Below are 8,482 nucleotides of genomic sequence, written 5' to 3'. Positions count from 1 at the left end.
CCTCCCGGCACCGCCTCCCGGCACGGTCCCGCCCCGTCCAGCGGTACCCGGTACCGGCCCGGGGCGAGCGGGTGCGCGCGGCGGTGCTTGACTGCGCTGGTGCGCTACGTCGTCATCGGGGCAGGGGCCATCGGCGGGACGATCGGCGGCCGCCTGGCCCAGCACGGGCACGAGGTCGTCCTCGTCGCCCGCGGCGCGCACGCCGACCGCCTGCGCGCGCACGGCCTGCAGCTGCTCACCCCCACCGGGCCGGTGGAGGTGCACGCCCCCGTGGCCAGCTCCCCGGCCGAGGTGGAGCTCACCGCCGACGACGTCCTCGTCCTGGCGGTGAAGGTGCAGGACGCGGCCGGGCTGCTCGCCGACTGGGCGGCCGCCCCCGTCGCCGCCCCCGCCGACGTGCCCACCGACGCGGACGGGGGCTGGGACGCCACCGCCGGGCGCCTGCTGCCCGTGGTCTGCGCGCAGAACGGCGTCGAGGGCGAGCGGCTGGCGCTGCGCTGGTTCCGCCGGGTCGTGGGCGCGTGCGTGTACCTGCCGGCCAGCCACCTGGAGCCCGGTGTCGTCGTCTCCGAGGGCACCCCGGTCTCCGGCGGCCTCGTCCTGGGCCGCTACCCCGCCGGCCGCGACGAGGTCGTCGGGCGCATCGCCGCCGACCTGGCCGGCGCCGGCTTCGCCACCACCGTCAGCGACGACGTCATGGCCGCCAAGCGCGGCAAGCTGCTGGACAACACCGGCAACGCCGTCGACGCGGTGTGCCGGCCCGGCGAGGGCTGCGAGGAGCTGCGCGGGGCCGCGCGCGCCGAGGGGGCCGCCGCGCTCGCCGCGGCCGGCACCCCGGCGCTGGACCGCGCGCAGGCGCTGCCGCGGCTGGCCGAGCTCGGCTTCCGCACCGCCGAGGTCGCCGGCAGCGGCCGGCCGGGCTCCTCCAGCTGGCAGAGCCTGCACCGCGGGGGGTCGGTGGAGACCGACTGGCTCAACGGCGAGGTCGTGCGCCTGGGGCGCGAGCGGGGCGTGCCCACCCCCGTCAACGAGGCGCTGCAGGCGCTGGCGGACCGCTCGGTGCGCGAGGGCCTCGGCCCCCGCGCCTTCGGCGCCGCCGACGTGCGGGCGCTCGCGGACCGGTTGACCGGCCTCGCCGCGGGCCTGGGAGGCTGACCCCATGCGTGTCGACCACGTCGGCTTCGCCGCCGGTCCCGAAGGTCTGCAGGAGACCGCGCGGCGCCTGGCGGCCCGCCTGGGGGTCCGCGTCGTCGACGGCGGCCCGCACCCGCGCTTCGGCACCCGCAACGTCGTGCTGCCGCTGTCCGACGGCTGCTACGTGGAGGTCGTCGAGGTGCTCGACCACCCCGTCGCCGACAAGGCGCTGTTCGGGCGGGCCGTGCGCGAGCGCAGCGAGGCCGGCGGCGGCTGGTTCGCCTGGGCCGTCGTCGTCGACGACCTCGCCGGCCACGCGGCCCGGCTGGGCGAGCGCGCCGAGGAGGGGGTGCGCCGGCGCCCCGACGGCGTCGAGCTGCGCTGGCGGCAGATCGGTGCGCCCGCCCTGCGCACCGACCCGCAGCTGCCGCTGCTCATCGAGTGGGACGGCCCGCTCACGCAGCACCCCTCCGCGATCGCGCTGGCCGGCGGCACCCGGCTCGCCGGGCTCACCATCGCCGGTGAGCGCGAGCACGTGCGCAGCTGGCTGGGGCTGCCCGCGGACTTCACGGTGGACCGGCTGGAGTTCACCTGGCTCGAGGTCCCCGGCGACCGCGGCCGGGCGGGGCTGCGGACGGTGACGTTCCAGACCCCCCGCGGCACCGTGGAGATCTGAGGCGCGTGGACTGGTTCCCCGACTGGGCGCCGTCGATCACGGCCTCCGCGCTCGCGCTGCTCGTCGTCGACCTCGTCGTGCGCCTCACCGCGATCGCGGTGGTCCCCGTCAACCGCCGGCCCAGCTCGGCGCTGGCCTGGCTGCTGGCCATCTTCTTCATCCCCTACCTCGGCGTGCTGGCCTTCCTGCTCATCGGCAACCCGAAGCTGCCGCGCTCGCGGCGCCGCAAGCAGCGCGAGATCAACCAGCTCATCGTCGACACGACCAAGGGCATGGACCTGGTCTCCACCGACCACCCCTGGCCGCCGTGGCTGACCGGGGTCGTCGAGCTCAACCGCAACCTGGGCGCCATGCCGCTGGTCGGCGGGAACTCCGCGCAGCTCGTCGGCGAGTACGACGAGGCGATCCGGGCGATGGCGCGCTCCGTCGACGAGGCGCGCGAGTACGTCCACGTCGAGTTCTACATCATGACCAGGGACGCCACGAGCGAGCCGTTCTTCAGCGCCCTGCAGCGCGCCGTGCAGCGCGGGGTGAAGGTGCGGCTGCTGATGGACCACATCGGCTCGCTGCGCTACCCCGGCTACCGGCGCACCGTCCGCTTCCTGCGCGAGGCGGGCGTCGAGTGGCACCCCATGCTGCCCGTGCAGCTGCACCGGCTGAAGTACCAGCGCCCCGACCTGCGCAACCACCGCAAGCTGCTCGTCGTCGACGGCGAGGTCGGCTGGGTCGGCTCGCAGAACGTCCTGGACCGCAGCTACAACAAGCGCGGCAACAGGCGCCGCGGGCTGCAGTGGCAGGACCTCATGGTGCGCCTGGAGGGGCCCATCGTCTCCGGCGTCGAGGCCCTCTTCATCACCGACTGGTACTCCGAGACCGACGAGCTGCTGACGGCCGAGCGCCCGGAGCTCACGCCCGTCGACCCGCCCGGCCGGCTGGAGTGCCAGATCGTGCCCAGCGGCCCCGGCTTCGACGGGGAGAACAACCTCAAGCTGTTCAACGCGCTGCTGTACTCCGCGCAGCGGCGCATCTCCATCACCAGCCCCTACTTCGTGCCCGACGAGTCGATGCTGTCGGCGATCACGACGGCCGCCGAGCGCGGTGTCGACGTGGAGCTGTTCGTCTCCGAGCACGGCGACCAGGCGATCGTGCACTACGCCGAGTGCTCCTACTACGAGAACCTGCTGCGGGCCGGGGTGCGCATCTGGCGCTACCCGGCGCCGTACGTGCTGCACGCCAAGCACATGACCGTCGACGAGGAGGTCGCCGTCATCGGCTCCTCCAACATGGACATGCGCTCCTTCCTGCTCGACCTGGAGCTGACGCTCATGGTGTGCGGCGAGGAGTTCTCCGACGACCTGCGCCGCGTCGAGGACGGCTACCGCGCCCGCTGCACCGAGCTCACCCTGGAGCAGTGGCTGGCCCGCTCGCGCGGGGCGGTCATCAAGGAGAACCTCGCCCGGCTGACGTCGGCGCTGCAGTAGCGGCGCCCGGCAGCGCCGATCACCCCAGCTCCTCGTCCACCCAGCACCAGCGCCACGCCTCGCCCGGCTCGGCGCTGACGAGCACCGGGTGCGCGCTCTCGCCGAAGTGGCGGCGCGCGTGCCGGCGCTCGGAGGAGTCGCAGCAGCCGGTGTACCCGCACTGCAGGCAGGTGCGCAGGTGCACCCACGTCGAGCCCTCCCGCCGGCAGTCGGCGCACTCGTCGGCCACCGCGACGTCGGCCCGGGCGCGCGCGGTGCGCAGGTGCGCGCAGCCGCCCGCGGTGGCGGGGGCCAGCCCGCGGTCGGCCTCCAGCGGGTCGAGGTCGTCGAGGCGGTCGATCAGCGTCTCCTCGAAGTCGACGTCGGCGAGCGCCTGGCGCAGCACGTCCGGTTCCGCGGTGCCGCGGTCGCGGGCCTGCACGACGACGGCGCGCTCGGCGGCCAGCATCTCCAGGCGCAGCTGCGCGTACAGCGCCGACGGCGTCATCCGGTCCGACAGCGGCCGCCCCAGCCGCTCCCAGGCCGCGTGCGAGCGGGACTTGGAGCGGGCGCGCAGCATGGCGACCAGGTGCTCCGGCTCCTCGCCCGTGAGCAGCTCGTCGAGGCGGCGCAGCCCCGCGGCCGTCGCGGCGTCGCCCAGGGCGGCGGCCTGCAGGGCGTCCTCGGCGGGGTCGGGCGCGGGCAGGCCGACGCGGCGCACCAGCCACGGCAGGCTGAGCCCCTGCACGAGCAGGGTGCCCACGACGACCGTGAACGCGGCCAGCAGCAGCACCTCCCGCCCCGGCACGTCCTCGGGCACCAGCTGCGCGGCGGCCAGCGTGACCACGCCGCGCATCCCCGCCCACGACACCAGCAGCGAGACCCCGTCGGGCCACTGCAGGTGGCGCAGCCGCGGCACCGCCCGCAGCAGGTTCGCCGAGGCGAAGACGAAGACGAAGCGCGCGGCGATCGTCGCCACCAGCACGCCCAGGCAGACGACCAGGATCCGCCCGCCGCTGAAGGCGCCGTCGGCGGCGTCGCCGAGCAGCTGCGGCAGCTGCAACCCGATGAGCACGAACACCGCGTTCTCCAGCAGGAACGCGACCGTGCGCCAGTTCACGGCCTCCGTCACGCGGGAGGCGGCCGTCTGCACGCGCGGGGACAGGTGCGCCATGGTCAGCCCGGTGACGACGACGGCCAGCACCCCGGAGGCGTGCACCTCCTCCGCCGGCAGGAACGCCAGGTAGGGGGCGGTGAAGGAGACGGCCGTGTCGAGCACGGGGTTGCGGATGCGGGTGCGCACCAGCGCCAGCACCGCGGCCACCGCACCGCCCACGACGAGCGCCCCGACGACGGCCACCACGAACTCCCCGGCGATGTGCACCGGCGACAGCGCCGTCGTCAGCGCCGACGTCGCCACCGACAGCGCGATGAGGGCGGAGGCGTCGTTGACCAGGCTCTCCTCCTCCAGCAGCGTCGCCACCCGCCGGGGCAGGCCGAGCCGCCGGCCGATCGCGGTCGCGGCGACCGCGTCCGGCGGGGCGACGACCGCGCCGAGCGCCATGCACGCCGCCAGCGCCACCCCCGGCAGCAGCAGCGCCGTCGTCCAGCCCACGACGAGCGTGGTGAACACCACCAGCACCACCGACATCAGCACCGTGGCCAGCTTGTTGCGGGTGAAGTCCACCAGCGAGGTGCGCGCCGTCGTGGCGTACAGCAGCGGTGGCAGCAGGCCGAACAGGACGAGCTCGGGCTCCAGCGCCACCTCCGGCACCCCGGGGACCAGGGAGACGACGGCCCCCACGACGACGAGGACCAGGGGGGTGGGCCAGCCGAACCGGTCGCACGCGGCGGCCACCGCGCACACCCCGACGGTCAGCGCCACGAGGGCGATCGCGATCTCCACGCGCGGAGCATAGGCGGGCCCGGACCGGGGGGTGGACCGGTTCAGCGCAGCGGGACCAGCCCCAGGTCGCCGCTGCCGCCGACCTCCAGCACCGCCAGGGCCCGCACCCGCCCGCTCAGCGGCAGGGCGGCCCGGACCACCTCGACGGCGGCCGCCACCGACCCCGGGCGCACCCGGCGGGCCAGCGTGCAGTGCGGGCGCCAGCGGCCCGGCGCCGCGTTCGGGAACGCGTTGGCCAGCCCGGCGCCGGCCAGCGCCGCCAGCACGTCCGCGTGCCAGGCGAGCAGGCCGGGCGCGCCCGTGCCCACCCACAGCACGGCGCCGCGGCGGAAGGTGCCGGCCTCGTCCAGGTGCACCGCGGTCCCCGCGAGGTCCGCGGCCGCGGCGCGCACGGCGGCCAGGACCTGCTCGGGCGGCAGGTCGCTGCCCGCGAGCGTCAGGTGCGGTCGGTGCCGCGGCGGCGGGACCCGCACGCCGCCGGCGCGCAGGTCCCCGGCCACGGCGGCCAGGCCCGCGTCCAGGTCCGCGTCGAAGGCCGCGCACACGACGCGGGTCACGGCCGCGCCCTCAGGGCACCAGGACGGTGATGCCGGCGGTGCCCGCCGCCGCGACCTCCGCGAGCGCCCGCGGGCCCGCCTCCAGCGGCAGCTCGCGGGTGACCAGCCCGGCCAGCGGGAAGCGCCCGGCCGCCACGAGGTCCAGCAGCCGCGGGTAGTCGTGCGCGGCCATGCCGTGGCTGCCGAGCACCTGCAGCTCCCCGGCGACGACGAGGTCCATCGGCACCAGCGGCCGGCCGGCCGCGGCGGGCAGCAGGCCCACCTGCACGTGCCGGCCGCGCCGGCGCAGGCAGCGCACGGAGGCCTCGCACGTCGCGGGCAGGCCGACGGCGTCGATCGAGACGTGCGCCCCGCCGCCGGTCAGCTCCCGGACGGCGCGCACCGCGTCCTCGGGCCCGAGCGCGTGCTCGGCGCCGAAGCGCACCGCGAGCTCGCGGGCGGCGGGGGAGGGGTCGACGGCCACGACGCGCGCCCCGGCCGCCGCGGCGACCGCGACGGCGGACAGCCCCACCCCGCCGGCGCCGTGGACGGCGACGTGCTCGCCGGGGCGCACCCGGGCGACGTCGGTGACGGCGCGGAAGGCGGTGGCGACGCGGCAGCCGAGCGCGGCGGCCGTGCTCGCGGTGAACCCCTCGGGCAGCCGCACGAGGTTGACGTCGGCGTGGTCGAGGGCGACGAGCTCGGCGAAGGAGCCCCAGCCGGTGAACCCCGGCTGGGTCTGCGCCCGGCACACCTGCTGCGCGCCGGCCGCGCACTCGGGGCAGGTGCCGCAGGCGGTGACGAACGGCGTCGTCACGCGGTCGCCGACGCGCCAGCCGCGCACGTCGTCCCCGGCCGCGACGACGGTGCCGGCCAGCTCGTGGCCGGGCACGTGCGGCAGCCGCACGTCCTCGTCGTGGCCCTGCCAGGCGTGCCAGTCGCTGCGGCACACCCCCGTGGCCTCCACGGCGACGACGACCCCGTGCCGTGCGGGCGCGGGGTCGGCGACCCGCGCCAGCCGCGCCGGCTCGCCGAACGCCTCGACGAGGACGGCGCGCACGTCAGCTCCCGGCGGGCGGGGCGTCGAGCACGTCGACGAGGGCGGCGGCGTCCCCGGTGTAGTCGCCCGGGGTGAGCAGCGACAGGCGCGCGGCCTCGCCGTCGGGCAGGCCCAGGCCGGCGACGAACTCGCGCAGCCCCGCCTGGTCGACCCGGCGCCCGCGGGTGAGCTCCTTGAGGCGCTCGTAGGGCTCGGGCAGCCCGTGCACGCGCATCACCGACTGCACGGCCTCGCCGAGGACCTCCCAGTTGCCGTCGAGGTCGGCGGCCAGCGCCGCCGGGACGGCGTCGAGCCCGGCGAGCCCGCGGCGGGCGTTCTCGACCGCCAGCAGCGAGTGCCCGAACGCGACGCCGATGTTGCGCTGCGTCGAGGAGTCGGTGAGGTCGCGCTGCAGCCGCGAGGTCGTCAGCGTCTCCTCCAGCACGCGGAACAGCCCGCCGGAGACCTCCAGGTTCGCCTCGGCGTTCTCGAAGCGGATCGGGTTCACCTTGTGCGGCATCGTCGAGGAGCCCACGGTGCCCTGCCCGCGGACCTGGGCGAAGTAGCCCATCGAGATGTACGTCCACACGTCGGTGCAGAGGTTGTGCAGCACGCGCCCGAAGCGGGCGACGTCGGAGTACAGCTCCGCCTGCCAGTCGTGCGGCTCGATCTGGGTGGTCAGCGGGTTCCAGGTCAGCCCCAGCGAGGTGACGAACTCCCGCGAGACCGCCGGCCAGTCCGTGCTCGGCACGGCCGTGCGGTGCGCGGCGTAGGTGCCGGTGGCGCCGTTGAACTTGCCGAGGAACTCCGCGCGCGCGATCCGCGCCAGCTGCCGGCGCAGCCGGTGCGCGAGGACGGCGAGCTCCTTGCCCAGCGTCGTCGGCGTCGCGGGCTGGCCGTGGGTGCGCGCCAGCATCGGCAGCGCGCGCAGCTCGTGCGCCATCCGCGCCACGTCGTCGGTGAGCGCGGTCGCGGCCGGCAGCCACACCTGCTGCACGGCGTCGCGCACCATGAGCGCGTAGGAGAGGTTGTTGACGTCCTCGCTGGTGCAGAACAGGTGGGTCAGCTCGGCGACGTCGGCCAGAGACGTCCCCTCCAGCCGCCGCTTGATCCAGTACTCCACGGCCTTGACGTCGTGGACGGTGACGCGCTCGATCTCGGCCAGCTCGGCGACGGCCGCGGCGTCGAAGCGCAGCGGCAGCTCGCGCAGGAACGCGACCTCGTCGGCGCTGAGGCGGCGCACGCCGGGCACCACGTCGCGGGTGCCCAGGTGCACCAGCCACTCGGCCTCGACGTGCACGCGGCGGCGGTTCAGCGCGGCCTCGGACAGGTGCTCGGCCAGCGGGGCGACGGAGCGGCGGTAGCGGCCGTCGAGGGGGCCGAGCGCGGGTTCGCCCAGGCTGGCGGGCGCGAGGTCGACGGGGGCAGCGGGCTGGACGGCCGGGTCGGTCACGTGCCTCATGCTCCCACGGGGCCGACCCGGCCCGGACGCCTCAGGCCTCCTCGACGGAGGACTCCTTGTGCGCGGCCTCCTTGCCGGACTTGTCGCTCTCCACGACCACCTGCGGGTCGTCCTCCGAGGCCTTGCGGTGCTTGCCGTAGAGCTCGAAGTCCTCGGTCTTCCTGTCCGTGACCTTCCCCTCGGTCTGGCCCTGGGAGGTGTTCCAGCTGACGTGGTCGCCCCGGGGGCGCACCGGGCGATGCGCGGGCGCGGCGGGCTGCGCTGCACCC

The 8,482-nt window shown here is 76.2% G+C and carries 8 protein-coding genes; 3 read left to right on the top strand and 5 right to left on the bottom strand.

What is annotated here, in order from left to right; genetic code table 11:
* The first annotated feature begins 99 nt into the window (after window positions 1-99).
* From GTQ99_RS15910 to cls, 3 genes are read left to right on the top strand one after another with little or no spacing between them, the layout of a single operon-like run.
* The gene (locus GTQ99_RS15910) at window positions 100-1,155 is read left to right on the top strand and encodes a 2-dehydropantoate 2-reductase N-terminal domain-containing protein (RefSeq protein WP_166616712.1); all 1,056 of its coding nucleotides are present in this window, start codon (window positions 100-102) and stop codon (window positions 1,153-1,155) included.
* Window positions 1,156-1,159: 4 nt separating this feature from the next.
* Entirely contained in the window at window positions 1,160-1,810 is a 651-nt protein-coding gene (locus GTQ99_RS15905; RefSeq protein WP_166616711.1) for a VOC family protein, read from the top strand.
* A 5-nt stretch (window positions 1,811-1,815) separates the two neighbouring features.
* On the top strand, window positions 1,816-3,291 hold the full coding sequence (cls, locus tag GTQ99_RS15900; protein WP_166616710.1) for a cardiolipin synthase: 1,476 nt from the start codon (window positions 1,816-1,818) through the stop codon (window positions 3,289-3,291).
* 19 nt (window positions 3,292-3,310) lie between these two features.
* Here the strand turns inward: cls and GTQ99_RS15895 are convergent, their stop codons facing one another.
* From GTQ99_RS15895 to GTQ99_RS15875, 5 genes are read right to left on the bottom strand one after another with little or no spacing between them, the layout of a single operon-like run.
* Window positions 3,311-5,176, bottom strand: a complete 1,866-nt coding sequence (locus GTQ99_RS15895) for a cation:proton antiporter domain-containing protein (protein WP_166616709.1) — start codon at window positions 5,174-5,176, stop codon at window positions 3,311-3,313.
* A 41-nt stretch (window positions 5,177-5,217) separates the two neighbouring features.
* Window positions 5,218-5,733: a 2'-5' RNA ligase family protein gene (locus GTQ99_RS15890; protein ID WP_166616708.1), complete on the bottom strand. Its 516-nt coding sequence runs from the start codon at window positions 5,731-5,733 to the stop codon at window positions 5,218-5,220.
* 10 nt (window positions 5,734-5,743) lie between these two features.
* Window positions 5,744-6,772: a zinc-binding dehydrogenase gene (locus GTQ99_RS15885; protein WP_166616707.1), complete on the bottom strand. Its 1,029-nt coding sequence runs from the start codon at window positions 6,770-6,772 to the stop codon at window positions 5,744-5,746.
* A 1-nt stretch (window position 6,773) separates the two neighbouring features.
* Window positions 6,774-8,213, bottom strand: a complete 1,440-nt coding sequence (purB, locus tag GTQ99_RS15880) for an adenylosuccinate lyase (RefSeq protein ID WP_240897528.1) — start codon at window positions 8,211-8,213, stop codon at window positions 6,774-6,776.
* Between the two features lie 31 nt (window positions 8,214-8,244).
* The gene (locus tag GTQ99_RS15875; RefSeq protein ID WP_166616706.1) at window positions 8,245-8,445 is read right to left on the bottom strand and encodes a hypervirulence associated TUDOR domain-containing protein; all 201 of its coding nucleotides are present in this window, start codon (window positions 8,443-8,445) and stop codon (window positions 8,245-8,247) included.
* Between the last annotated feature and the right edge of the window lie 37 nt (window positions 8,446-8,482).

Source organism: Kineococcus vitellinus (assembly GCF_009906315.1).
Classification (GTDB): domain Bacteria; phylum Actinomycetota; class Actinomycetes; order Actinomycetales; family Kineococcaceae; genus Kineococcus; species Kineococcus vitellinus.
The sequence above is the reverse complement of the archived record's forward strand: the minus strand, read 5'-3'. Positions and strand labels throughout refer to the sequence as shown.